The 25313-nt window shown below is 50.3% G+C and carries 21 protein-coding genes; 11 read left to right on the top strand and 10 right to left on the bottom strand.

Going from position 1 to position 25313, the window contains the following annotated elements:
- Nucleotides 1-252 precede the first annotated feature (252 nt).
- The 8 genes from htpX to QWJ20_RS01100 form a co-directional block, all read right to left on the bottom strand.
- The gene (gene htpX, locus QWJ20_RS01065; RefSeq protein WP_095699346.1) at nt 253-1134 is read right to left on the bottom strand and encodes a protease HtpX; all 882 of its coding nucleotides are present in this window, start codon (nt 1132-1134) and stop codon (nt 253-255) included.
- A 163-nt stretch (nt 1135-1297) separates the two neighbouring features.
- The gene (locus tag QWJ20_RS01070) at nt 1298-2146 is read right to left on the bottom strand and encodes a glycerophosphodiester phosphodiesterase family protein (RefSeq protein WP_433991655.1); all 849 of its coding nucleotides are present in this window, start codon (nt 2144-2146) and stop codon (nt 1298-1300) included.
- Between the two features lie 30 nt (nt 2147-2176).
- On the bottom strand, nt 2177-3514 hold the full coding sequence (gene ugpB, locus QWJ20_RS01075; RefSeq protein ID WP_052235270.1) for a sn-glycerol-3-phosphate ABC transporter substrate-binding protein UgpB: 1338 nt from the start codon (nt 3512-3514) through the stop codon (nt 2177-2179).
- Nucleotides 3515-3773: 259 nt separating this feature from the next.
- Nucleotides 3774-4997: an L-lactate MFS transporter gene (locus QWJ20_RS01080; protein WP_203470047.1), complete on the bottom strand. Its 1224-nt coding sequence runs from the start codon at nt 4995-4997 to the stop codon at nt 3774-3776.
- Nucleotides 4998-5180: 183 nt separating this feature from the next.
- The gene (locus tag QWJ20_RS01085; RefSeq protein ID WP_433991656.1) at nt 5181-5930 is read right to left on the bottom strand and encodes a LytR/AlgR family response regulator transcription factor; all 750 of its coding nucleotides are present in this window, start codon (nt 5928-5930) and stop codon (nt 5181-5183) included.
- Entirely contained in the window at nt 5927-7672 is a 1746-nt protein-coding gene (locus QWJ20_RS01090) for a LytS/YhcK type 5TM receptor domain-containing protein (protein ID WP_433991657.1), read from the bottom strand. Before QWJ20_RS01090 ends, QWJ20_RS01085 begins: the two co-directional genes overlap by 4 nt.
- 162 nt (nt 7673-7834) lie before the next feature.
- Nucleotides 7835-10003, bottom strand: coding sequence for a sensor domain-containing phosphodiesterase (locus tag QWJ20_RS01095; protein ID WP_433991658.1), 2169 nt, complete (start codon nt 10001-10003; stop codon nt 7835-7837).
- A 393-nt stretch (nt 10004-10396) separates the two neighbouring features.
- A complete protein-coding gene (locus QWJ20_RS01100; RefSeq protein ID WP_072013010.1) occupies nt 10397-10654 on the bottom strand; it encodes a hypothetical protein in 258 nt (85 codons plus the stop codon).
- 394 nt (nt 10655-11048) lie between these two features.
- On the opposite strand from QWJ20_RS01100, the gene QWJ20_RS01105 reads away from it, so the two are divergent.
- The 3 genes from QWJ20_RS01105 to QWJ20_RS01115 all read left to right on the top strand — a co-directional run bounded on the left by QWJ20_RS01105 (nt 11049) and on the right by QWJ20_RS01115 (nt 14206).
- Nucleotides 11049-11783, top strand: a complete 735-nt coding sequence (locus tag QWJ20_RS01105; protein ID WP_039531333.1) for an XRE family transcriptional regulator — start codon at nt 11049-11051, stop codon at nt 11781-11783.
- A 501-nt stretch (nt 11784-12284) separates the two neighbouring features.
- Nucleotides 12285-12635 carry a Mor transcription activator family protein gene (locus QWJ20_RS01110; protein ID WP_039531329.1) on the top strand — a complete coding sequence of 117 codons (351 nt, stop codon included), beginning with the start codon at nt 12285-12287 and terminating at the stop codon, nt 12633-12635.
- Between the two features lie 461 nt (nt 12636-13096).
- On the top strand, nt 13097-14206 hold the full coding sequence (locus QWJ20_RS01115; protein WP_433991659.1) for a 4Fe-4S binding protein: 1110 nt from the start codon (nt 13097-13099) through the stop codon (nt 14204-14206).
- Between the two features lie 51 nt (nt 14207-14257).
- On the opposite strand, the gene icd is transcribed toward QWJ20_RS01115, so the two are convergent.
- A complete protein-coding gene (icd, locus tag QWJ20_RS01120; protein WP_039286734.1) occupies nt 14258-15511 on the bottom strand; it encodes an NADP-dependent isocitrate dehydrogenase in 1254 nt (417 codons plus the stop codon).
- 130 nt (nt 15512-15641) lie between these two features.
- Between icd and rluE the strand changes: the two genes are divergently transcribed.
- The 8 genes from rluE (at nt 15642) to QWJ20_RS01160 (ending at nt 23736) form a co-directional block, all read left to right on the top strand.
- A complete protein-coding gene (gene rluE / locus QWJ20_RS01125; protein ID WP_240820191.1) occupies nt 15642-16268 on the top strand; it encodes a 23S rRNA pseudouridine(2457) synthase RluE in 627 nt (208 codons plus the stop codon).
- The gene (locus tag QWJ20_RS01130; protein WP_039505401.1) at nt 16261-16707 is read left to right on the top strand and encodes an NUDIX hydrolase; all 447 of its coding nucleotides are present in this window, start codon (nt 16261-16263) and stop codon (nt 16705-16707) included. The genes rluE and QWJ20_RS01130 overlap by 8 nt, the downstream gene beginning before the upstream one ends.
- Nucleotides 16708-16846: 139 nt before the next feature.
- Nucleotides 16847-17953: a tRNA 2-thiouridine(34) synthase MnmA gene (gene mnmA, locus QWJ20_RS01135; protein ID WP_010275749.1), complete on the top strand. Its 1107-nt coding sequence runs from the start codon at nt 16847-16849 to the stop codon at nt 17951-17953.
- A 2-nt stretch (nt 17954-17955) separates the two neighbouring features.
- Entirely contained in the window at nt 17956-18594 is a 639-nt protein-coding gene (hflD, locus tag QWJ20_RS01140; protein WP_039505398.1) for a high frequency lysogenization protein HflD, read from the top strand.
- A gap of 129 nt (nt 18595-18723) precedes the next feature.
- Entirely contained in the window at nt 18724-20094 is a 1371-nt protein-coding gene (gene purB, locus QWJ20_RS01145; protein WP_138255225.1) for an adenylosuccinate lyase, read from the top strand.
- 242 nt (nt 20095-20336) lie between these two features.
- Nucleotides 20337-21026 (top strand): two-component system response regulator PhoP, encoded by a 690-nt coding sequence (gene phoP, locus QWJ20_RS01150; RefSeq protein WP_010297914.1) that lies wholly within the window; start codon nt 20337-20339, stop codon nt 21024-21026.
- A complete protein-coding gene (gene phoQ / locus QWJ20_RS01155) occupies nt 21023-22477 on the top strand; it encodes a two-component system sensor histidine kinase PhoQ (protein WP_138255226.1) in 1455 nt (484 codons plus the stop codon). Before phoP ends, phoQ begins: the two co-directional genes overlap by 4 nt.
- A 137-nt stretch (nt 22478-22614) precedes the next feature.
- Nucleotides 22615-23736 (top strand): ribosomal protein uL16 3-hydroxylase, encoded by a 1122-nt coding sequence (locus tag QWJ20_RS01160; RefSeq protein WP_010297919.1) that lies wholly within the window; start codon nt 22615-22617, stop codon nt 23734-23736.
- A gap of 78 nt (nt 23737-23814) precedes the next feature.
- On the opposite strand, the gene pepT is transcribed toward QWJ20_RS01160, so the two are convergent.
- Nucleotides 23815-25047: a peptidase T gene (pepT, locus tag QWJ20_RS01165; RefSeq protein ID WP_039535244.1), complete on the bottom strand. Its 1233-nt coding sequence runs from the start codon at nt 25045-25047 to the stop codon at nt 23815-23817.
- Between the last annotated feature and the right edge of the window lie 266 nt (nt 25048-25313).

Here is a 25313-nt window from a genome sequence, read left to right on the forward strand (position 1 = left end):
CGGTTGTTCAAAAATCAGGCCACCAATCTCACGCGAGACGCCTGTTATATCGGCATTATAGAAACAATGTTTCATTTTTCCGTGATCGTGGTTTTATTTTATAAAACATTCTTCATATTTTCACCACCTGTTTCAGATCGAATGAAAACATTCGGGCAGAGAAAACGCAGGAACGATGAACCAATAAACGCAGAAATAACAAAGGCCCGAATGGGCCTTTGGGAAGATAGCTTCAGAAGATAATATCGTAAATTACTTCAGGTATTCGCCGGAGCGCAGCGCTTCGATACGCTTATCCAACGGCGGGTGTGACATGAACAGTTCGCTGAAGGATTTCGATTTTCCGTTAATGCAGAAAGCCATCATGCTGCTCTCTTCCTGCGGCTCATAGCTGGTCTTCAAGCGTTGCAGTGCAGCGATCATTTTCTCGCGCCCCACCAGCTTGGCTGAACCGGCATCCGCATGGAATTCACGGTAGCGTGAGAACCACATGGTGATGATGCTGGCAAGAATACCAAACACCAGTTCCAGCACGGTGGCGACAGCAAAGTAAACCAGCGGATTGCCATTGCTGCTTTCACCTTCGTCACGGTTGCCGGACAGGAAACCGGAAACAACCTGCGCGATAAGACGAGAGATAAAGATAACGAAGGTATTTACGACCCCCTGAACCAACGTCATCGTCACCATATCGCCATTCGCGATGTGGCTGATCTCATGCGCGATAACCGCTTCCGCCTCATCACGGCTCATGTTTTGCAGTAAACCGGTACTCACGGCCACCAGCGACGCATCACGGCGGGCTCCCGTTGCGAACGCATTGATGTCCGGTGCATGGTAGATTGCTACCTGCGGCATCGCGATCCCAGCCTGCTGTGACTGTGAACGAACCGTTTCCATCAGCCAGCGTTCAGTTTCGTTACGTGGTTGTTCAATGACTTCACCGCCAACGGACCGTAACGCCATCCATTTAGACATCAGCAATGAAACAAACGCACCGCCAAAGCCAAACAGTCCAGCCATAATCATTAAGCCCGGGACACTGCTGGACTGAATTCCCGTCAGGCTGAGTACCAGCCCGAAAACCAACATCACCGCCAGGTTGGTGATCAGGAAAAGCGCAATACGCATCATAAAGGTCTGATTTCCTCTTGCAGAAAGATAAAGTTTGCACCCATACATCGTATGGGTTGCCGTGGCATTTTCAAGCATTCTTAACTTTTCAGTGACTAAATCCACATAACTTTACACGTTTCAAAAGGAAAGCGGCATCCTGCCTGCTGTCAATCCTGATATGTCAGCGTGATAACGTTGAGCGAAATTCGATAAATTCGGCCGCGTGATCCACCTGAATCGCCCCCACCCCAGCGCGAATTAATGCGCCCCATACGGCGTCAGGTTCGTCTAAGGCTCGCGTGTCGCTATAGTCGAGCGAATGCGAGCAATCCAGCGTGTTCACCCAAATCCGTACCCCAAGCCGTTGAAACTCGGCATACGCTTCGGTCACCGCATCAATATGATCAAAATTGGCTTCAACAATGCCGACGCCAATATCATCAATCTGTCGCAAAATATCGACAGTTTCCCCCCGTTTGAGGTGGATCATTGGCATATAGGGCACCTGGGTATCCAGCGACGGTGATGCAAGGGGAAAACGGGCAGAGGCAAGATCAACCGGGCTTTTCATGATCACGCCAGTACTCAGGCCTTTATCGCGAATATCGCGGGCAATCACACCAAATTCCTGCTCATGTTTGACATCCACATTGATGACAATACGCCCCCGCGCCTCTTCGAGAACTTCATACAACAGCGGGACTTTTTCGTTACTCAATGGCCATGCAGAACCGCCATCGCTCCCGCGTAGACGAGCCTGACGAATCTCCGCCAGCGTCATCTTGCCAATGCAGCCGCGCATATCGCTCGTGCGATCGAGCGTATCATCATGAATCACGACAACGTGGCTATCTGCCGTTAATTGCGCATCAATTTCCACGATATCAACGCCCAGACGAATCGCCTCACGCAGCGCCGCCAGCGAATTTTCCGGTGCCGAATCCCACACGCCGCGATGTGCCACTGCCAGAACCGTCGCGTTTTGCGCCGCAATCACGTCCTGAGTTATGCCTCTATTTTGCCTTGTCATCTGTCGAAAACTCCAAATCAACGGGAAATATCACGAGTGACGAGAAACCGACTGCGCGAAATGCTGCAACAGGAGATCGCCCCGCGAAACCACATTGTCCAGCGCCTGCTGCGGCGTTTCTTGTTCTGCCCAGACCTTCTCCAGTTCTTCATCCATAATGGTACGAATTTGCGGCATGTTGCCCAAGCGGAACCCACGCGTATAAGGCAGTGGCGGTTTATTAGTGAGCTGTTTCATGGCAACATCGCTGCCGGGATATCGGGCATAAAACCCCTGCTCGCGCGTGAGATCGTAGGCAGGCTGTGTCACGGGCAGATAGCCCGTCATCTGATGCCATTCTGCGGCATTTTCCGGCAGCGTGAGGAAATGCAGGAACTCAGCGATCCCTTGATAATGCGATGCCGCTTTCCCTTTCATGACCCAGAGGCTTGCCCCTCCGATGAACGTATTCTGCGGCGCACCTTTCGCTTCTTCGCTGTAGGGCAACATACCGACACCGTAGTGAAATTTGGCATAGTTCTGAATCTTGCGTAGCCCGCCCGATGACGTGGTCAATATTCCGCAGTCACCGTTATAAAAGCGCGTGGTGCCTTCATCATTGCGGCCGAAATAGCTGAATTCCTTCTTCTTCATCATCTCCGCAAGCTGGGTGATGTGCGCAACCTGCAACGGACCATTCACCAACAGGTGCGCGTCGACACCATCGAAGCCATTGTTTTTCGTCGCAATCGGCAATCCGTTCCAGACGCTAAAGGCTTCCAGTAATATCCAGCCCTGCTGACCTGCATTCGTATAGCCGCATGTCATTCCACTCTCACGCAGCCGCATCGCGTCGTACGCCAGCTCATTCCAGGTGCGTGGCGGCTTATCAGGATCGAGCCCCGCTTTAATAAACGCATCTTTGTTGTAGTAGAGGACGGGGGTTGAACTGTTAAACGGCTGGGAAATCAGGTGCCCAGTCTGGCTATCGCTGTAAAACAACTCCACTGCAGGCAAAAAGGCTTTTTCGTCATTATCGATACCAACCAGCTTGAACAAATCGAACACCGGGATAATCGCCCCGCTGTGCATCATATTCGGTGTACCGACATCATAAACCTGCAAAATATCTGGCGCGTTACCCGTGCGGTAAGCCGCAATACCAGTAGCCAGCGTCTGTTCATAGCTGCCCTTATAGATAGGCTCAACGTGATACATCGTCTGAGACTCGTTAAACCGGTTGACCAGCCGAATCAATTCCGTGTTCAGGTTGCTGTCCATACCATGCCAAAACGTCAGTTCAACAGCCGCCTTGGCAGACAGCGGAATGAACAAGGCCGCACTTAACAGCATTAAAAAAACAGACGTGAACCCAAACCGAATCATCATGATGTTTTCTCCGGTACGATTTGTTTTTAGGAAAATCGCGTTGCTTTTAGGAAAATTTCATTTTGGAAAACGTGTTTTAGGAAAAAGGCGTGCTGATAACGACGCTAGGGTTCGCCTGTGACACGTAGATGATCGGGGAGTGATGAACTGTATCGCGATATTTCAGCAGGTAAGTGAGGGGAAATCGTGTGGCAGAAAAACCTTATGTCAGAAAAATGTGGTGGCGGGCAGCCTTTCGACTGCCCGCCACGGTATTCGATTAGCTCTGTGCGTGTGCCATATCCGTACGCATTGAGGCCTCAACGGGTTGATGTTTCGGTGGTTTCACCCACAGGGTAATCAGTAGCGAGATAACCGACATAATGATGATGGCCATAAAGGTGGCCTGGAAGCCCCCTAACTGCGCGGCAATAAACGAGCCAGACAGCGCACCGATACCGAACCCCTGATAAATCACGCCGTAGTTTTTGCTGTGATTTTTCAGGCCGAAGAAGTCACCAACAATCGCTGGGAACACGGTGATATTGCCACCAAAGCAGAAGGCAATGGCGCTGACACAGGCAAAGAACAGAAGCGGATTAAGCGGCAGGAATGTCATCACGGATACTGCCAGAATCGTCACGAACAGGGTAAAACTGATCACCCGCATACGTCCGACATTATCGGAAAGCGCGCCAAGCACAATACGTCCGACGGTATTAAAAATCGCAATCGCAGACACGGCGTTGGCCGCCATTGCCATATCCATTCCGGCCATTTGCACACCGATATCCTTCACAATGCCGATCAAATACAGGCCGCTCATACACGCGGTGAAGAAGATAATAAACAGCAAATACGATTCTTTGGTTGCCAACATTTCAGCCAGCGAGAAATCACGCGTCTGCCCCTGAACCGCAGCCTGTTGAACGGGTATCGCAGCAGGTTCTTTCAGCAGTGAGCTACCGACCAGAATCATCGCCATGACGATAATGCCCCAGTAGAAAAAGGCTTCTGACACACCGACTTCCGCAATCAAGAAGCTGTTCACGTATTTGAACAGCAGGCTTCCGGTACCAAATGCGCCAACAGAAATGCCCGCAATCAGCCCTTTGCGGTTAGGGAACCATTTGATCAAATTGGACAGTGTCGTAATGTAAGCCGTGCCGTCTGCAAAACCGACAACAACCCCCATCAGCAGATAAATCAGCGTCAGAGACGGGCTTGCTGCACTCGCCATCAGCCCTGCACCCAGCGCGATACCAGCGATCATCGTTAAGCGGCGCAGACCAATACGTTCCTGAAATTTACCGGCAAACAGCGTGGCAAAGGCCAGACAGAAACTGGTGATGGAAAACGTCGTCGCCACTGAACTCAGCGTCCAGCCGAATTTGTCCACCAGCGGTTGGTTGAATAAACTCCAGGTGTAAATCGTGCCGAGTCCCATTTGGGTGATGATAGTACCGAGGACAATCAATCCCCGGTTTACAGGTTTGGTATTCATGGGCTTTCCCCTACATCAAAATTGGTCCGATTCACTCGGCACGCTAAAAAATATAAGCTGATGTGGAGAAGAGAAAATCCATCAAAACACTGTCAGCTTATGGGCTGAGGCCAGTATACAAGCGGGCTGACAGTGGTTGATCGAATGGGGAATGAGATGCCTGAAACGCGGAATGAAATGCCGTTAAAGACGCATCAATGACCTGAACGCCTTTATCTTGCTTCGGCTTACCGGGACTTCAAAATCCAGATCGTTCAATCGCAGGATATAGGTATTGTTAAACCACGGCACAATTTCACGGATTTTCGTCAGGTTGACGCAGTAAGAACGATGGCAGCGGAAGAAATAGTCTTCCGGCAAGCGGCTGCAAAACTCCGTAATATTCATCGGCATGATGAATTCCTCACGCCGGGTATAAACCAGCGTGACCTTTTCCTGCGCGGCCGCATAGTAGATATTGTTAATATCCGTGACGATAATCCGTTCGTCCTTCATCAAATTAATGGTTTGCTGTGCGCCTCTCGGAGTCCCCGCCAGCGTGCCTGTTTCAACGGCAGGTGCCATTTGCCGCTGTTGCCAGGTCGTTTCCAGTTTACGCAGCATCGTGATGATGCGTGATTCATGATACGGCTTAAGAATGTAATCGAAGGCTTCGACTTCAAATGCTTCAACTGCGTGTTCTTTGTACGCCGTAATAAAAATGATGTAAGGCTTATGCGCGAATTTGCTGATATTTTGCGCCAGCCAGACGCCATCTAACGAAGGAATATTGATATCCAAAAAGATCGCATCGACGTCGTTATGTTGCAGGTATTTCAGTACATCCAGCCCGTCATCGAATGTCGCCGCAATCGTAATACCACTGTGCTGTTTGATAAGGTAACTCAGCTCTTGCTGCGCGAGGAACTCATCTTCAACAATAATGGCTTTCATGGGTTGCCTCCTGTTTGTTCAGCAGCAGAATATCCCGGCTGCGGCACCTGAACGGCATCCGGCAACGCCGACGGGGTTTTATCTTCTCGTGGGATGTAGAAATAAATCTCAGTCCCAGGTTCCAGACGGCGAATATGCAAACCGTCGCCATAGAGCAAGCGAACCCGGTGATGGACATTCAGCAGACCAATTCTATTCCCAGGCAATTCGTTACGCGCGACGCGATCCATCGTTTCCTGACTAATGCCATTACCCGTGTCTTTTACCGCCACCAGCAGCTTATCGCCCTGCTCCTTCACGGATAACACAACGGTTCCTTTGCCTCTGCAAGGCTGAATACCGTGCACAATCGCGTTTTCTACCAACGGCTGAATTAATAAGCTGGGGATTTTGTACGCTAAATCGTCGTCGATATCGTAAATCACCGTTAGCTTGGCGCCGAACCGCGCCTGCTCAATCGCGATATAATCCTGAATCTGGTACAGCTCTTTCTTTATATCGATCAGCGCATCGTCGTTGAGTTCGAGGTTATAGCGCAAATAGCGAGACAGGTTGATCACCAGTTGGCGCGCGGTATCGGGATTAATACGAATAGATGAGGAGATCGCATTCAGCGCATTAAAAAGAAAATGCGGATTGATCTTACTTTGCAGCGCTCTCAGCTCCGCTTTATTTGCCATATCACGCAGTTGCTCGGTGCGGGACACTTCAATTTGCGTTGACATGATTTGCGATAAACCGACGGCCATCACGCGTAATGAATAGGTAATTTTATGCGCATGGCGATAATAGATTTTCAGCGTGCCGGTTACCTGCCCATGTTCCCACAGCGGGATGACGATCATCGAATGGATTTCCGGCGTCAGGTGCTGTTCATCATTATTTTTAATGATGATTTTCCCGTCATGAATCGCCTGTTGCGTCATTGGGCTGATAATGTCGTGGCCGATATTATACTTTTCTTCCCCAATCCCCACATACGCCTGAATGTGCTGCGTGTTCGTTATTGCCACCGCATCTGCATTAATTTCAGTCCGAATGATCCTACAGATAGCCGTCAGTGAATCGCTGTTGATATTGCGGAAATATGGCAGTGTCTTATGCGCGATATCCAGCGCGAGTTTAGCCTGTCTGGCAGCAATGACCTCTTTTTCATTCGCCACGCTTTGCACCAGCAGGACGATCAGGCCAATACAAATGGAGCCAAGAATCATCGGCACCGCAATTTTTGAAACAATATCCAGCCCTAACTCGATTGGCGTCGCCCATGCTACAACCAGCAGCATGGTTAACGACTCACACAGCATGCCGCCCAGAATCCCGATGCTCCACTGCTGTTCTTTTTTGACTTTTTTATTGATGTAGCCGGAAGTGATACCGGCGATGATGCTGGTAATCAGGCAAGGTACGGAGGTGATGCCATCGATATCAATGAGATAACGATGTGCCCCCGCAATGATACCCGTCGCAATGCCGACCCAAGGACCGAAGAGAATACCGCCGGACATCACGGCAATCACCCGCACGTTGACGAGCGACCCTTCAACATTAATGCCGGAATACGTACCAAACAGCGCAAACAGCGAAAAGATGGCCGTCACCGTCACCCGCTCTCCTGGCGAATGCTGCTCTTTTTGCAGTAATTGCCGGAACTGACGCGTTCTTGTCAGGAAAAATAGACAAATCAGCATCAGCGCGGCGCGGTCAAAGACCGCAAGGAGCATCTCAAATATTTCGTGCACGGGACATCCGGTACTGGGTTACGAGCCAGCACTATAGAAAAAATGTGATCCAGATTCCACTTTTTAGTCTGTGAACCGCGCGGGGAGCGCAAAGTATAGAAGCCAGCGGACGCTGGCTTTCTGGTGAGGCGGGATGGTAAAACCGCTGTTCGTCTATCTTGCTTAAACGTCTATTGGCTTATTCAGTTTCAGTAACTGGGTGAATTCCTCGGCAGGCATTGGATGTCCAAACAGATATCCCTGCGCTTCCTCACACCCTTTACCCCGCAGACGCTCGCTCTGCTCTAATGTTTCCACACCCTCTGCAATCACACCCAGACCGAAACTTTTCCCGAGATACAGGATCGCTCGAACAATCGCCGCATCCGGCGGCGACTCGCACATGGTTCTGACAAAAGTTTGATCGATCTTCAGCCGAGTCACCGGGTAGTTTTTAAGCATACTGAGCGACGCATAGCCCGTTCCATAGTCATCAAAGGCAATACCGATTCCCGCTTCACGCAACGTATTTAACGGCTGCAACATACTTTCGTCGTAACGCAGGATGATATTTTCCGTGATTTCCAGCTCCAGCGAACTTGGCTGTAACCCAGTACGCGCAAGAATATCCATAATCTTTTGTGCCAACATACCAGTACGAAACTGTGCGCTGAAAAGATTAATGCTGATACGAAAATAGCTGTCGCGCGCCTGTCTCCATTCCGCCGCCTGCCTGCATGCCGTTTCGACGATCCAATCACCGACTCGTTCTGCCCATGGGCCGTTTTCCAATGCGGTAAGAAATGCCGCGGGGCTAAGCAGCCCTCTTTCCGGATGACGCCAGCGCAGCAGCGCCTCGGCACCCACAATCTCATTCGTCGCCAGTTTGACCTGTGGCTGGTAGAACATCTCAAACTCATGCTGCTCGTAAGCGCGCACAAATTCTAACTGGAAGGCATGCTTAGCCTGAAAGACCTCAAGCAGCTCGCGCGTAAAAAAGCGGTAGCAGTTTCGACCTTCAGACTTCGCCTGATACAGTGCTAAATCCGCACTGGTTAACAGGTCCTGCACGGTCAGCCCGTATTCTGGGTACAGCACCGCGCCAATACTGGCACTAATATTGATTTGATGATCGTCAATAACCATCGCCTGCGAAATTTCATGGATGATTTGCTCGGCAATTTTGCCCGCGACCTTTTTGTCACTCAGACCGGGAAACAGCAGCGCAAACTCATCCCCACCCATTCTCGCCACAACATCACCGGAGCGAACCGTGGCTTTTATTTTTTTGGCGACATGCACCAGAATATTATCGCCGCTGGAATGCCCCAGACTGTCATTCACATCCTTAAACCCATCCAGATCGACCATCATGATACAAACCGCAGGTTCATTCTTTAGTGCAGTTTCCAGATTGGATGTCAGCAACGTGCGGTTTGCCAATCCAGTTAGTGGATCCAAATGCGCCAGCAAAAACAGCCGCTCTTCATTGCGCCGCCGTTCTGTAATGTCACGTAGTATCGCGCCATAGCTAACATTGTCGTTGTCTTCCCACATCGAAACCGACAATTCGACTGGAACCAGGCTACCGCTTTTGGCTTGTACGTTCAGTTCCAGCGTCACGCCTTTCATCAGCGAATCCCGATCGGTGACCAGATGATTGAGCTGCACAACAAAGGCATCGGGCACGATGGTATTAATACTGCGGCCAATAATCTCCTCGTCAGTATATTCCAGCATGTGTTCCGCGGCGGTATTCCAGAAGGTGATCATCCCCTTCTCATTAACGCACAAAATGGTATCGGGCGAGGTATTGGCAATATTTTCAAAACGCACCTGACTGGCTTTCCGCGCCAGTTCCAGACGTCGCATCTCCAGCTTATCCATGACTAATGAAGCCAGATCCTGCAAATTATGTTCATCACGTTTGGTGAATGTCGTTCTGGGTTTCAAATCGATAATGCACAAGGTGCCGATGGCATGCCCGGACGGTGTAATTAATGGAATACCGGCATAAAAACGAATGTAGGGAACGCCCACAACCAGCGGGTTGTTTTTAAAACGCGCATCCTTAAGGGCATCGGGCACTACCATGATCTTTTTCTTTAGGATCGTATGCGCGCAAAAAGAGATATCGCGAGGCGTTTCGCAAAAAGGAACGCCCACGCTCGCGGCAAACAGTTGGCGTTCAGCCTCTACCAACGACACCAAAACGATAGGCACGCTGAAGATGTTAGCGGCCAGACTAATCAGGTTACTCAAACCCGGGTCGAATAATACGTTCTTAATTCCATACTCACGAAGAGCAGCAAGACGTTTGTCTTCATCTTTGCTTATTGGGGCACGACTCATGGGTTCCCCCCTCCCACCGTATTAATGTTCAGATTAGACAAAAATTTAGCGATAAATCCAAAATGTTGCAGTAATGAGCACGATAAGAACAGCAAACCAACGTTAGCAAACCAAAGCCCCCTATCTTGCCAAGAGTCAAAATGCATGGTGGCTGGGTATGAGTATGGCAAAAGATCCAGACTCTATCCTCCCTGAAAATCATTAATAATAACAAGTGAAAGAATCAATTAAGATAATAGATGAAAAGCGAAATAGAAAGATACCGACGTACTCACAACGTTGAGCGATGGGGGAAGAAAAGGAAGGAGAAGGTTGGTATATTCAAGTGCTCATGACCAGATAACGACAACGTATTATCAAGTTATTAACAGAATATAACCAACCAGAACGTCATCAGGCGGGGAAATAGGTTATTGAATGCTCAGGTGTATCATTTTTTGCTCGGATCACGACATCCCAGATCCCGGTATAAGGAACAGTTAAATACACTTCGCCTTCTGCATGACGGCAAATAGAATCCTGCGTTGCACTATTCTCTTCGGTCATGGTTGCCTGTTCACTACTGCTCATTTGCACTTCAAATGTATTTGTACACCGAACAATTACCGTATCACCACCAAACAGACTTAAACACGTGCGAATTACAGACATACATCCTCCGCGACACGCAGTCATGCGTATGCTTAATGAAACGAATTTATTGGTTATATTTCCCACAGCGGGATTTCCATAAAAGCAAAATGCATACGTTCAGATTGTGATTTAGATCAAGTGACGCTCACGTTTAAAGCAAATCAGGGGTGGAATAAGACGATACTATGGCTGCCTGATACTTATTAGGATTTTTGATAATTGAGCGATAGTGCTTACTTTGATGTTATCCCATGTATCCATGAGAGTCTTTGCCTTAAAAACAACTTAAATCGTTTTTAAAGTTGTATCCATGTGTGTCTTTTGCACATATCGGCGTGACATGACGTTGGTTTTTTTTAAACAAGATTAATACCTGCTTGATAAATGACAACCTAGGTTGTACATTGAACGGATGAAAACGACACTTGCAGAACGATTAAAGACCGCCAGAACTGCACAAGGGCTTAGCCAAAAAGCACTTGGCGACATAATTGGCGTATCTCAAGCCGCCATACAGAAGATCGAGGTGGGGAAAGCGTCGCAGACAACCAAAATTGTTGAGCTTTCCAATGCACTACATGTTCGTCCTGAATGGTTGGCAAACGGCGAAGACCCAATGCGTAGCAGCGAAGTCACTCGCTCGCTTCAGGAACCCAGCATTCCGCCAAAATCCGAATGGGGCACCGTATCAGCTTGGGACAGCACGACAGAACTATCAGAGGACGAGGTGGAAGTGCCCTTTTTAAAGGATATTGAGTTTGCCTGCGGCGACGGACGCATTCAAAGTGAGGATTACAACGGCTTTAAGCTCCGTTTCTCCAAAGCTACGCTGCGTAAGGTTGGTGCAAATACGGACGGTTCAGGCGTTCTTTGCTTCCCGGCTGCGGGTGACAGTATGGAACCCATCATTCCTGATGGAACGACCGTCGCGGTTGATACCAACAACAAACGCATCATTGATGGAAAGCTCTACGCCATCGCTCAGGAAGGCGGCGGCAACGACAAACTAAAACGAATCAAACAACTTTACCGCAAACCAGGCGGTCTTCTCGTCATCCATAGCTTCAATCGCGAGACTGACGAAGAAGCCTACGAATCCGACGTCGAGATCATTGGCCGCGTGTTCTGGTATTCGGTGCTGTTGTAGTCCGATATTGGCGGGTATCCCGCCATCATAGCTCTCTCTTTTTCTCTCATCAAAGCTGGTGGACCAATACGGACACCGGCTTGTTTTATCAATACATGTTTTGCCAATAAAAGGGCTGCCAGTAACCGCTTTACCAATAAACGTTTCAGCGCTAAAAAACGTTTACCCCCGCCCAAGTAACCTTACCTACTCGCAACAGTTTTATACAATCCCCGTGCTATTGTTTCATCAACCCTTGTTGATGTTGTGTTATTCATCCTGTCTATGTTGTTCCTTTCCCGCCCTGTGGCGGGATTTTTTTTGCCCCTCATCTGGCCTCTTTTGCGTGTAGCCTCGCGGGTTGTCATTTCTTTTTACAACCAAAAACAACTCAAATTAAAACTAAAGATGTTGACACAAAAACAACTATAGTTTTAAATAGACACATGGCAGCAGGGCATCCCTGCAAAGGCAACAACCCAGTTTTCACGTCAGTAACAACACATAACAATAGGGTGATTTATGACTGAACCACAATTTCGCAGTAAAGGTCCTGAGCTTCTGGTCGAACTTTCTCAACACGTTGCCGATACGGTCAAAAACGTCACGGAGTTAGATCCACAAACCGCTGAGCTGGTCGGCAATGCCGTTGCCAAACATATGATGACCGTATGGGGTGGGCAAAACGTTTATTTCCCGATGGGAATTTCCTGGCGCGCGTCTCAACGCGACCTTCAAATCTATGAAGAGTTTGACGGGCGCAATCACAGCGCTCTGGCTAAAAAATATAATGTCTCACTGCAATGGATTTATAAAATTGTCAGAACGATGCGAAAAGAGGAACTACAGGAAAAACAGCATACCCAGTCATAATGCAAAAAATCATGAATTAAAATCTCAGGCGCTAATTAAAAGAAAACAATAAAAAAAGATGATTTAATAATAACTATAATCTTTGTTTTTAATAAAAATGACCTAAATCATAAGAATTGTGCAAATGTCGCAAGATACTCCTATACGCTGACGTCGAGCAACATACGCAATTTGAAGCATAAAAGATATATTCAAAGATAATACCGTCTGGTAATTAATAGAATGGGTACGTTTGCGTATCCATTCTTTTTTATATCTCTCATTTTGCTCTTAGAAAAATCGTCCTTCTGCACGCTTTCCGCGGTTTTCATTCAAATCGATCAGCTAAAAAAATCACAAACATGCATTTACAATGCATAAATCAATTTTTAACCATTCCGAGCGTGATAACGTTGCCCCACAATCCCTTCGGTGTATTGAAAGCGCCGAGTGAAAAAAATAAATGGGGGCAATTGAGAGCAATGAGCGAGAAAGCAAGAAAGCGGTGGCAACGCCGCCCAGGAACCACTGGCGGTAAACTTCCCTGGAATGACTGGCGCAATGCATTGACCTGGCGCAGAGCGACGCAAATCCTGCTACTGGCGTTCAACGTTTATATCGGCATCACCTTCTATTTTTGGGTACGCTACTTTGAAACTGGCGGAACGAGCCTTTATATGTCGAGGCCCGGTGGTATTGAAGGCTGGCTGCCAATTGCCGGATTGATGAACGTTAAATTCACGTGGGAAACGGGTAACTTTCCCCCTATCCACCTTGCGTCAATGCTATTACTTATCGCATTTATTCTCACCAGCCTGTTGCTGAAGAAATCGTTCTGCTCCTGGCTGTGCCCTATCGGCACGATTTCCGAGTGGGTGGGCGCAGTGGGGAAGAAAATAGTTGGACGTCATTTCATTCTTCCGAAGTGGCTGGATATTCCGCTGCGTAGCCTGAAATATCTATTACTAGGTTTTTTCCTCTATATCGCCTTATCAATGCCAGCACAGGGAATTTATATGTTCCTGATGTCGCCCTACGGCTTGATCGCCGACGTCAAAATGCTCGGCTTCTTCCGCAATATCGGCACCATCACGTTAGCCTGCGTTTTTCTTTTTACGTTTGTCAGCCTGTTCGTCCGCCATTTTTGGTGCCGCTACCTTTGTCCCTACGGTGCACTCATGGGGGTATTTTCGCTGCTGTCGCCTTTCAAGATTCGTCGCAATACCACCAGTTGTATCGATTGTGGCAAGTGCGCCAAGGCCTGCCCATCTAACATTCCGGTAGATAAACTGATTCAGGTGAGAACGGCGGAATGCACGGCCTGTATGACCTGCGTCGAATCCTGCCCGGTGACCTCAACGCTCCATTTCTCGCTGATGAAGCCCTCAGGCTCGCAGGAAAAAGGCAGCGAAACAACTAAACCGCTATGGCGACAAACTGCACTGTCCGGTATTGCGATGACGGTGTTGGTACTCGGTATTCTTTTCGGCATGATCGGCTTTGCGATGTACATCGGCGGCTGGGACAGCCCGATTCCCGAACACATGTACTTCCAGCTCATCCCCGGTTCACAGAGCATTGGTCATCCATAAAGAAAAAGGGGCCAAATTGGCCCCTGATTTTCATCTGCGCTGAATCGCAGATTACATATTATCAATAATGTCTTGCGCGAACTCGCTACATTTACGCAGCTTAGCGCCTTCCATCAGACGTTCGAAATCGTAAGTCACGGTCTTGTTTTTGATCGCGCCTTCAACGCCCTTAACAATCAGGTCAGCCGCTTCGAACCATTGCAGGTGACGCAGCATCATTTCAGCAGACAGAATAACGGAACCTGGGTTCACTTTGTCCTGACCTGCATATTTCGGTGCCGTACCGTGCGTGGCTTCAAACAGTGCACATTCGTCACCGATGTTCGCGCCCGGAGCAATACCGATACCGCCAACCTGTGCCGCCAAGGCATCAGAAATGTAGTCACCGTTCAGGTTCATACAGGCGATCACATCGTATTCAGCAGGACGCAGCAGGATTTGTTGCAAGAACGCATCGGCGATCACGTCTTTTACCACGATCTCTTTGCCGGTGTTCGGGTTCTTGATTTTCACCCACGGGCCGCCATCGATCAGCTCACCGCCGAATTCTTCACGCGCCAACTGGTAGCCCCAGTCTTTGAACGCGCCTTCGGTGAATTTCATGATGTTGCCTTTGTGTACCAGCGTGACGGAATCACGGTCGTTGGTGATCGCGTATTCGATTGCGGCACGAACCAGACGTTTGGTACCTTCTTCGGAACACGGCTTCACGCCGATACCACACTGCTCAGGGAAACGGATTTTGTTAACGCCCATTTCTTCACGCAGGAATTTGATCACTTTGTCTGCTTCAGCAGAACCCGCTTTCCACTCGATACCTGCATAGATGTCTTCGGCGTTTTCGCGGAAGATCACCATGTCGGTCAGCTCAGGCTGTTTAACCGGGCTAGGTGTACCTTCGTAGTAGCGTACCGGACGCAGGCAAACGTACAGATCCAACTGTTGGCGCAGTGCAACGTTCAGAGAACGAATACCACCACCGACTGGCGTTGTCAGCGGGCCCTTAATCGCCACACGGTATTCACGGATCAAATCCAGTGTTTCTTCCGGCAGCCAGACATCTTTACCGTAGACCTGCGTGGATTTTTCACCCGTATAGATCTCCATCCAGGAAATCGCGCGCTTGCCCTGATAGGCTTTCTTCACGGCGGCGTCAACGACGTTGATCATGGCTGGCGTTACATCGATACCGATGCCGTCGCCTTCGATAAACGGAATGACCGGATTGTTTGGAACAACCAGTTTGCCTTGAGCGTCAACCGTGATTTTCTGACCTTCTGTCGGTACAACTACTTTGCTTTCCATTAACCTCTCCTTCGAGCGCAATTTTGTTAATGACTTGTAAGATGCGTGTCAATACTACTTGAATATTTAGCCCGCGCCAATCGCAAACCATTTGAGTATAATGCTTTTGTTATCCGCGACTATAAAGATGATGAATAAATTCTCTGTTAAAAATCACAAAGTTAAACGATTCAGCTCACAGCCGGCAAGAAAAAGGCAGCCTGACAACGCGCCGCGCCGCATCGTTTTGTTCAATAAACCCTTCGATGTGCTACCGCAATTCACTGATGAAGCCGGACGCCGGACGCTGAAAGATTACATTCCGGTTAGCGGTATTTATGCTGCCGGGCGTCTGGATCGCGATAGCGAAGGCCTGATGATTCTCACCAATGACGGCAAGCTTCAGGCACAGCTAACCCAGCCAACGAAGAAAACGGCCAAAATTTACTATGTGCAGGTCGAAGGTATTCCTGACGACGCCGCACTGACGCGCTTTCGTACGGGTCTGGACCTAAATGACGGCAAAACGCTGCCCGCCGGTGCGGAGATCGTACCCGAACCTGACTGGCTGTGGCCGCGTAATCCTCCCATACGCGAGCGTAAAAACATTCCCGACTGCTGGTTAAAAATCACGCTGTATGAAGGCCGTAATCGGCAAGTTCGTCGTATGACAGCAAATATCGGGTATCCTACATTACGTCTGATTCGATACGGCATGGCTAATCAGACCGTAGAAAACCTGTTACCCGGAGAATGGAAGGAGATAATGGATGTTTAAACCCCATGTGACAGTCGCCTGTGTGGTACAGGCCGAAAACCATTTTCTGGTCGTCGAAGAGCTAATTAACGATAAATTATTGTGGAACCAGCCCGCGGGCCATCTGGAAGCCGACGAAACACTGATTCAGGCTGCAAGCCGTGAGCTGTGGGAAGAAACGGGCATTCAGGCCACACCGCAGAGTTTCTTGCGTCTGCACCAATGGATTGCCCCCGACAGCACACCGTTTCTGCGCTTTTGCTTCGCGCTCGATCTGCCTGCGCGGGTCGATACCCAGCCGCACGACAGCGACATCGAATGCTGCCGCTGGCTGACCGCCGAGGACATTCTGCATTCGCATCAGCTTCGTTCGCCGCTGGTGGCCGAAAGTATTCGCTGCTACCAGCAGCCAGAGCGCTATCCGTTAACCGTATTGGGCGCGTTTAACTGGCCATTTTAGGCATCTTGCTATTCCTGCCGTGAACGTGATTAACCACCGCACGGCAGGAATAGCGATGCAGCCCTCGGTTCAACATGCTAAAATATGCCGCTTGTTTTTCGCATCAATGCGTCAGTAAATTTCAGTTCGTGAGACTTCCATGTCAGATAACAGCCAGAAAAAAGTGATTGTCGGTATGTCCGGCGGTGTTGATTCCTCCGTTTCCGCTTACCTGTTACAGCAACAGGGCTATCATGTTGAAGGCCTGTTCATGAAGAACTGGGAAGAGGACGACGACACGGAATATTGCTCAGCGGCCACAGACCTTGCCGATGCACAGGCTGTTTGCGACAAGCTGGGTATCGAATTACATACCGTCAACTTTGCCGCCGAATATTGGGACAACGTTTTTGAACTCTTCCTTGAAGAATACAAAGCGGGCCGCACCCCCAATCCCGATATCCTGTGCAATAAAGAAATCAAATTCAAAGCCTTCCTAGAATTCGCCGCTGAAGATCTCGGCGCAGACTATATCGCGACAGGCCACTATGTCCGTCGTCACGACGTTGACGGTAAAAGCCGTTTGCTACGCGGCATGGACGGCAACAAAGACCAGAGCTATTTTCTTTATACGCTGAGCCACGAACAGATCGCACAAAGCCTGTTCCCGGTCGGTGAGCTGGAAAAACCGCAGGTACGTAAAATTGCCGAAGAGTTGGAACTGGCAACCGCGAAGAAAAAAGACTCTACCGGTATTTGCTTCATCGGTGAGCGCAAATTCACCGATTTTCTGGCGCGCTACCTGCCCGCACAGCCGGGCCCGATTCTGTCCGTCGACGACAACAAACCGATGGGACAGCATCAAGGGCTGATGTACCACACGCTGGGGCAACGCAAAGGTCTGGGTATTGGCGGCGTCAAAGACGGCGGCGAAGACCCTTGGTACGTAGTGGATAAAGATGTCGCCAACAATATTCTGTACGTCGCGCAGGGTCACGAACACCCTCGCCTGATGTCGTACGGTTTAATCGCACAGCAACTACACTGGGTCGATCGTCAGCCGCTCACCGCTGAATTACGTTGTACGGTGAAAACCCGTTATCGTCAGGCGGATATCCCCTGCACCGTCACGCCACTTGGCGACGATCGCATTACCGTGCGTTTTGATGAGCCCGTCGCAGCCGTGACTCCGGGCCAATCTGCCGTGTTTTATCTGGACGACGTTTGCCTTGGCGGCGGCATCATCGAAGAGCGCTTACAGGAGTAACCGTGGCTAAGAACTATTATGAAATCACGCTAGCACTAGCGGGCGTTTGTCAGTCGGCACACTTAGTCCAACAGTTGGCCCACACGGGGAACTGTAATAACGATGTGCTGCATACCTCGCTGAACAGCGTTTTGAATCTCAATCCGGCGTCTACGCTGGCCGTTTACGGTAATGACGAGCAAAACCTGAAAGTTGGGCTGGAAACGCTGCTCGGCATTCTGAATAGCAGCAGCAGTAAAGGCGCAGGTGCAGAGCTATCACGCTACGCTTTCAGCCTGATTGCGTTAGAACGCAAGCTGAATGCGAAGTCTGCCGCGCTTGACGAATTGGGCAAACGCATCGGGCAGTTGGAGCGCCAACTGGAGCATTTCGAGCTGCTCTCCGAGACGATTGTGAGTGCGCTGGCCGCGATTTATGTGGATGTCATCAGTACGCTGGGGCCACGTATTCAGGTTACCGGTTCACCGGAAGTGCTGAAAAACAGTCAGGTGCAGGCTAAAGTGCGAGCTGCGCTGCTGGCCGGTATCCGCTCTACGGTGCTCTGGCAACAGATTGGCGGCGGACGCTTGCAGCTGATGTTCTCACGCAGCCAGTTGGTCAAAGAAGCGAAACAGATATTGGCGCGTTGCCCATCCGTTTGATGGTATTCTTGCCGCTATGATCGACGCTGGTGTGAGTAACGCCAGCGTCACAAAATTGATTATTGTTAATAATTCATTGTCCTTATCGAAATTAATCGTTATTGAAACCAATCTCAGGAGTTGCTTGCGATGGAATTATCCTCACTGACCGCCGTTTCCCCTATTGATGGACGCTACGGCGATAAAGTCAGCACGTTGCGCACCATTTTCAGCGAATTCGGTTTGCTGAAATTCCGTGTGCAGGTTGAAGTACGTTGGCTGCAAAAACTGGCAGCCTGTGCAGAGATCCAGGAAGTTCCTGCATTTGATGCTGACGCAAACGCTTTCCTTGATAAAATTGTCGCCGAATTCAGCGAAGAAGATGCAGCGCGCATTAAAACGATCGAGCGCACGACCAACCACGACGTGAAAGCCGTTGAGTACTTCCTGAAAGAAAAAGTTGCCACTGTTCCGGCGCTGCACGCCGTCAACGAATTCATCCACTTCGCCTGTACTTCAGAAGACATCAACAACCTGTCTCATGCACTGATGCTGGATACCGCTCGCCGCGACGTCATCCTGCCACAGTGGCGTCAAATCATTGATGCGCTGAAAACGCTGGCGCAGGAATATCGCGATATCCCGCTGCTTTCCCGTACACACGGCCAGCCCGCTACGCCGTCCACTATCGGTAAAGAGTTCGCTAACGTGGCTTACCGTATGGATCGCCAATATCGCCAGCTGCAACAGGTTGAGATTCTGGGCAAGATTAATGGTGCTGTCGGTAACTATAACGCCCATCTGGCGGCCTATCCGGAAGTCGACTGGCACCAGTTCAGCGAAAGCTTTGTTACCTCGCTGGGCATCAACTGGAACCCGTACACCACGCAGATCGAACCGCACGATTACATCGCCGAGCTGTTTGACTGCATCGCGCGTTTCAACACCATTTTGATCGACTTTGACCGTGATATTTGGGGCTACATTGCCCTGAATCACTTCAAGCAGAAAACCATTGCGGGCGAAATCGGTTCTTCCACCATGCCGCACAAGGTTAACCCGATCGACTTCGAGAACTCGGAAGGCAACCTGGGTCTGGCGAACGCCGTTCTGGGGCATCTGGCTAGCAAACTGCCGGTTTCCCGCTGGCAGCGTGACCTCACCGACTCTACCGTGCTGCGTAATCTGGGCGTAGGCGTGGGCTATGCGCTGATTGCGTATCAGGCCACGATGAAAGGCATCAGCAAACTGGAAGTGAACCGCGATCGTCTGGCTGACGAGCTGGATCACAACTGGGAAGTGTTGGCAGAGCCGATCCAAACCGTGATGCGTCGCTACGGGATTGAAAAGCCGTACGAAAAACTGAAAGAGCTGACGCGCGGCAAACGCGTTGATGCTGCCGGTATTCAGGAATTTATCGATGGTCTGGCGTTGCCAGAAGCGGAAAAAACGCGTCTGAAGGCGATGACACCAGCCAACTATATCGGCCGTGCTATCGCGATGGTCGATGACCTGAAATAACCGTTCTCAAACCCGATCGCAATCTCTCTCTGGCGGGCGCCCTGCCCGCCAGTTTTGCATAAGACCAAGCATTTCCAGCCTGTTTATACCCGGTTTACCCTCCCTGTGGATAATTTAACAAATAAAATAAATAACGTTCTCTGCGTATAATGTTGATACGCAGGGGCGACATACGTGAAAGATATGGCGCATAGCAGTATTTCGATAAACATGGCCATTTCTATTCGACAGAGGATATAGCGATGCGAATTCTGGTCGTTGAAGATAATGTATTATTGCGCCACCATTTAACCGTTCAGATGAATGAAATGGGGCATCAGGTTGACGCGGCGTCTGACGCCAAAGAAGCGGATTATTTTCTGCATGAAAATATGCCGGATATCGCCATTGTCGACCTCGGGCTACCCGATGAAGACGGCATGAGCATGATCCGCCGCTGGCGCGCCCATCAGGTCAAGCTCCCAATTCTGGTGCTGACCGCCCGTGAAGGCTGGCAGGACAAAGTTGCGGTGCTGGAAGCGGGAGCGGACGATTACGTAACCAAGCCGTTCCATATGGAAGAAGTCGTGGCGCGCCTGCAGGCACTGATGCGGCGTAACAGCGGGCTGGCATCGCAAGTCATCAGCCTGCCGCCCTTTGAGATCGATTTATCGCGCCGCGAACTGGTAATCCACGGCGGTCCAATCAAACTCACCGCGTTTGAATACACGATTATCGAGACGTTGATTCGCAATAAAGGCAAAGTCGTCAGCAAAGAGTCGCTGATGTTGCAGCTGTACCCCGATGCAGAACTGCGGGAAAGCCACACCATCGACGTGTTGATGGGGCGATTACGTAAGAAAATTCAGCAGGCAGAAGCACCGGATGTGATCACTACCGTGCGCGGACAAGGATATCGTTTTGATATTGATACCCCCTCAGGCTCAGCATGAGCGATAAGAAGCAGCCCTTCTCGCTTCGTATTCGTTTTTTACTCGCGACAGCGGCCATCGTACTGGCGCTGTCGCTCGCCTATGGCGTCGTCGCCATTATCGGTTACAGTGTCAACTTTGATAAAACCTCATTCCGCTTGCTGCGCGGCGAAAGTAACCTCTACTACAGCCTTGCGCAGTGGCGCGATAACCAACTGAATATCGTCACGCCACCCGACGTTGACATCAATTTCCCCACGTTGGTGTTGATATACGATGAGAATGGCAACGTGCTCTGGCGCGAAAAACACGTTCCCGAGTTGGAAGCGCTAATCAAGCCGGAATGGCTGAACAAGACGGCCTATCACGAGTTGGATACCGATACCGATACCAGCAGCGCGGTATTAACGGGCAATACCTTACTGCTTAGCAGCCTGCGGGCGCTGAACGGTGCGCATAGCAATGCGTTAACGCACTCCATCGCCGTGAACGTTTACCCCAAAACCGATCATCTCCCTTCCATCACGATTGTTGTAGTCGATCGCATCCCGCAGGAACTGCAACAGGAAGATGTGGTGTGGGAATGGTTCAGCTATGTGTTGATCGCCAACCTTCTGCTGGTGCTTCCCCTGCTGTGGCTGGGAGCACACTGGAGCCTGCGCCCTATTCAGCATCTGGTAAAACAGATCGCCGAGCTGGAAAAAGGGACGCGCGATCAACTGGATGAAAATCCGCCGCGCGAATTGTTCAGTCTGGTAAAAAACCTGAATATCCTGCTGAATAACGAACGCCAGCGCTACCATAAGTACCGCACAACGCTCACCGATCTCACCCACAGTTTAAAAACGCCACTGGCGGTTTTGCAGACCACGTTACGTGCGCTGCGAACCGGTAAAGAGATCACTATCGATCAGGCTGAGCCTATTATGCTGTCGCAGATCAGCCGCATCTCGCAGCAGATTGGCTATTACCTGCATCGCGCCAGCGTACGCTCCGAACATAATCTACTGATACGTGAAGTACACTCGGTTCCAGCACTGCTGGATGGCCTGTGTTCTGCATTAAATAAGGTGTATCAGCGCAAGGGCGTTGTATTGACGCTCGATATTCCGCCAGAACTGACCTTTGTGGGCGAGAAGAATGATTTTATGGAAGTCATGGGCAATATTCTTGATAACGCCTGTAAGTACTGCCTGGAATTTGTCGAAATTAGCGTGCAATACTCCGATCACAAACTGCATCTGATTATCGATGACGATGGCCCCGGCATCCACGAAAGCAAGCGTGAAATGATCTTCCTGCGTGGGCAACGCGCCGACCGAATGCGCCCCGGACAAGGTATCGGCCTTGCCGTTGCCGTCGAAATTATCGAACAATATCAGGGTGAGATACTCATCAGCGACAGCGCACTGGGCGGTGCCCGAGTCGAAGCTATTTTCTCCCGCCAGAACCTGAGCCAGAATGAGGGATGAAAGGCAGTACAGCGCGCGATGCTTCCGCTATACTTATCGCCAAAATACTGATTGTTTTAAAATACTGATTATTTCAAGAAAAATCATATCTTCAAGAACAGTCATTTCCTCAAAAAAACACGTTTCTGGAAAACAGTATGGACTATCAGCTCAATCTCGACTGGCAGGATTTTTTAGCGAACTACTGGCAAAAACGTCCGCTCCTGATTAAAGGCGGTTTCACGCATTTTATCGACCCGATTTCACCCGACGAACTCGCCGGGCTGGCGTTGGAAAATGAGGTTGATAGCCGTCTGGTCAGCCATCAGAACGGACGCTGGCAGGTAAGCCACGGTCCTTTCGAGAGCTACGATCATCTGGGGGAAAGCAATTGGTCGCTGTTGGTGCAGGCCGTCGATCACTGGCATGAGCCCTCTTCTGCCTTGATGCTGCCCTTTCGACAACTGCCGGACTGGCGTACCGATGATTTGATGATTTCATTTTCCGTTCCCGGCGGTGGCGTAGGGCCGCATCTGGATCAGTATGATGTGTTCATCATTCAGGGAACGGGGCGTCGCCGCTGGCGCATCGGTGAAAAAATACCGATGAAGCAGCACTGTCCGCATCCCGACCTGCTTCAGGTCGATCCGTTTGACGCCATTATTGATGAAGAGCTGGAGCCGGGCGATATCGTTTATATTCCACCGGGTTTCCCGCACGAAGGCTATTCGCTGGAGAACTCGCTGAACTACTCGGTGGGTTTCCGCGCGCCGAATGCTCGCGAGTTGGTGAGCGGCTTTGCGGATTATGTGCTTTCCCGTGAGCTCGGCAGCTATCGCTACAGCGATCCTGATGTACCATCCCGCGATCATATCGCCAGCGTACTGCCGCAAGAGCTGGATGCGCTGCAAAAAATGATGTTGGATTTGGTGCAGCAGCCGGAGCATTTCCAGAACTGGTTTGGCGAATTTATTTCCCAGTCCCGTCACGAGCTCGATCTCTCACCGCCGGAGCCGCCTTATCAGGCTGGCGAAGTGTATGAATATCTGCAACAGGGTGAACCACTGCGTCGTTTAGGTGGCTTGCGGGTCATCTGCGTTGGCGATAGCTGCTTCGTTAACGGGGAAAAAGTGAATAGCACGCACAAAGCGGCGCTGTTTGCGCTGGCTGAGCACCCTGCTATTGGTGCAGAACAGTTGGGCGACGCGCTGGAAGATCCCTCTTTCCTCGCGCAGCTTACTGTGCTGATTAATAGCGGTTACTGGTACTTTGCGGATTAAGACCAATCTTGAATACGGGTTAGTACAAAGATAAGGCGGGAATGTCCCGCCTTATTCATCTCTGCAAAATGGAAACACTTACGGCTTCGCGCGCAGCGCCGTCAGTTCAGCAATGCGCATAATCACAGACACCGCCTTTTCCATGCCTTCCAACGTGACAAATTCATGTTTGCCATGATAGTTGTAGCCGCCGGTAAACAGATTTGGGCACGGTAGCCCTTGAAATGACAGGTGTGCGCCGTCGGTGCCGCCGCGAATCGGCTTCATATTCGGCTCAATATCACAATCCCGCATCGCCTGCTGCGCCAACGCAATAATGTGCGGATGCTGCTCAACCTGCTCACGCATGTTGTAATAGGTATCGGTAATCGTGACTTCAATATAGCAATCTGGGTGCAGCCCCGCGCCGACTTTTTCCGCAATATCCAGCATCGTCTGTTTACGCTGTTCAAAGCCGTTGCGGTCAAAATCCCGGACGATGTAATGCAAATCTGCGCGTTCCACAGAGCCTTTCATGGTGTGAAGGTGGTAGAACCCCTGATAGCCGTCCGTCTGCTCCGGCGATTGACTCTCCGGCACATGCTGGTGATAGCGCGAGGCCAGCGTCAGCGCGTTCACCATCACGCCTTTGGCGCTACCGGGATGCACATTGTTGCCCACGATTTTCACCTGAACCGACGCAGCATTAAAATTCTCATACTCCAGCTCGCCGACACCACCGCCGTCCACGGTATAGGCCCACTGTGCGTTAAACGCTTTGACATCAAAAAACTGAGCGCCCTTGCCAATTTCTTCATCAGGCGTAAAGGCAACGCGAATATCGCCGTGCGGGAGCTGACTTTTCTTCAAACGCACCAGCGCGGTCATAATTTCCGCGATCCCCGCTTTATCATCCGCTCCCAGCAGCGTTTTGCCGTCTGTGGTAATCAGCGTGTGCCCCAGTAGCTGGTGTAACACCGGGAACATCACGGGTGACAGCACTTCATCCCCCACGCCCAAGGCAATATCGCCGCCGCGGTAGTTTTCCAGAATCTGCGGATTAACATTCTTGCCGCTAAAATCCGGTGATGTATCCATATGTGAAATAAAGCCGATGGCCGGAACGGGCCAGGCAACGTTTGCTGGAAGCGTCGCCATCAGACAACCCTGCTTGCTCAGCGCGACTTGCTCAAATCCCAGTTCGAGCAGTTCCTGCTGCAACGCACGCGCCAGTTTCAACTGACCGTCGGTGCTCGGCACCTGCCGAACGCCGGATTTAGACTGCGTATCAAACGAAACGTAATTCAAAAATCTGTCGAGTAATTTATCCATCTTATTTATACCCCCTGAACCCTGAAAGGCATTATGGATAGGGCTACCCCGGTAGATATTGCGTCAGGTCAGTTTTTTCCCGATTTAACAAATCGGCAGACCAGAATTCAGGCCAAAAAGCAGCGACCGTGTCACGAAGAACCTCTAAATCAGGTAACAATCAGGAAACATACACCCTAATTCATTGGCTTAATCGCTATCAATCGGCAGTAAGTAGGCCACACAAGTTGGCGTCAGGCAGCGTTTCCCGTAAAATGCCGCCCTTA

Source organism: Pectobacterium sp. S5 (assembly GCF_051707265.1).
GTDB lineage: Bacteria > Pseudomonadota > Gammaproteobacteria > Enterobacterales > Enterobacteriaceae > Pectobacterium > Pectobacterium polare.

What these genes read in the sequence shown, in the direction of transcription:
- pepT (WP_039535244.1), bottom strand. Translation starts at nt 25,047, where the DNA reads ATGGATAAATTACTCGACAGATTTTTGAATTACGTTTCGTTTGATACG.
- htpX (WP_095699346.1), bottom strand. Translation starts at nt 1,134, where the DNA reads ATGATGCGTATTGCGCTTTTCCTGATCACCAACCTGGCGGTGATGTTG.
- rluE (WP_240820191.1), top strand. Translation starts at nt 15,642, where the DNA reads ATGAATAAATTCTCTGTTAAAAATCACAAAGTTAAACGATTCAGCTCA.
- QWJ20_RS01130 (WP_039505401.1), top strand. Translation starts at nt 16,261, where the DNA reads ATGTTTAAACCCCATGTGACAGTCGCCTGTGTGGTACAGGCCGAAAAC.
- QWJ20_RS01070 (WP_433991655.1), bottom strand. Translation starts at nt 2,146, where the DNA reads ATGACAAGGCAAAATAGAGGCATAACTCAGGACGTGATTGCGGCGCAA.
- QWJ20_RS01095 (WP_433991658.1), bottom strand. Translation starts at nt 10,003, where the DNA reads ATGAGTCGTGCCCCAATAAGCAAAGATGAAGACAAACGTCTTGCTGCT.
- QWJ20_RS01115 (WP_433991659.1), top strand. Translation starts at nt 13,097, where the DNA reads ATGAGCGAGAAAGCAAGAAAGCGGTGGCAACGCCGCCCAGGAACCACT.
- QWJ20_RS01105 (WP_039531333.1), top strand. Translation starts at nt 11,049, where the DNA reads ATGAAAACGACACTTGCAGAACGATTAAAGACCGCCAGAACTGCACAA.
- QWJ20_RS01085 (WP_433991656.1), bottom strand. Translation starts at nt 5,930, where the DNA reads ATGAAAGCCATTATTGTTGAAGATGAGTTCCTCGCGCAGCAAGAGCTG.
- phoQ (WP_138255226.1), top strand. Translation starts at nt 21,023, where the DNA reads ATGAGCGATAAGAAGCAGCCCTTCTCGCTTCGTATTCGTTTTTTACTC.
- QWJ20_RS01100 (WP_072013010.1), bottom strand. Translation starts at nt 10,654, where the DNA reads ATGTCTGTAATTCGCACGTGTTTAAGTCTGTTTGGTGGTGATACGGTA.
- QWJ20_RS01160 (WP_010297919.1), top strand. Translation starts at nt 22,615, where the DNA reads ATGGACTATCAGCTCAATCTCGACTGGCAGGATTTTTTAGCGAACTAC.
- mnmA (WP_010275749.1), top strand. Translation starts at nt 16,847, where the DNA reads ATGTCAGATAACAGCCAGAAAAAAGTGATTGTCGGTATGTCCGGCGGT.
- QWJ20_RS01080 (WP_203470047.1), bottom strand. Translation starts at nt 4,997, where the DNA reads ATGAATACCAAACCTGTAAACCGGGGATTGATTGTCCTCGGTACTATC.
- purB (WP_138255225.1), top strand. Translation starts at nt 18,724, where the DNA reads ATGGAATTATCCTCACTGACCGCCGTTTCCCCTATTGATGGACGCTAC.
- phoP (WP_010297914.1), top strand. Translation starts at nt 20,337, where the DNA reads ATGCGAATTCTGGTCGTTGAAGATAATGTATTATTGCGCCACCATTTA.
- QWJ20_RS01110 (WP_039531329.1), top strand. Translation starts at nt 12,285, where the DNA reads ATGACTGAACCACAATTTCGCAGTAAAGGTCCTGAGCTTCTGGTCGAA.
- ugpB (WP_052235270.1), bottom strand. Translation starts at nt 3,514, where the DNA reads ATGATGATTCGGTTTGGGTTCACGTCTGTTTTTTTAATGCTGTTAAGT.
- icd (WP_039286734.1), bottom strand. Translation starts at nt 15,511, where the DNA reads ATGGAAAGCAAAGTAGTTGTACCGACAGAAGGTCAGAAAATCACGGTT.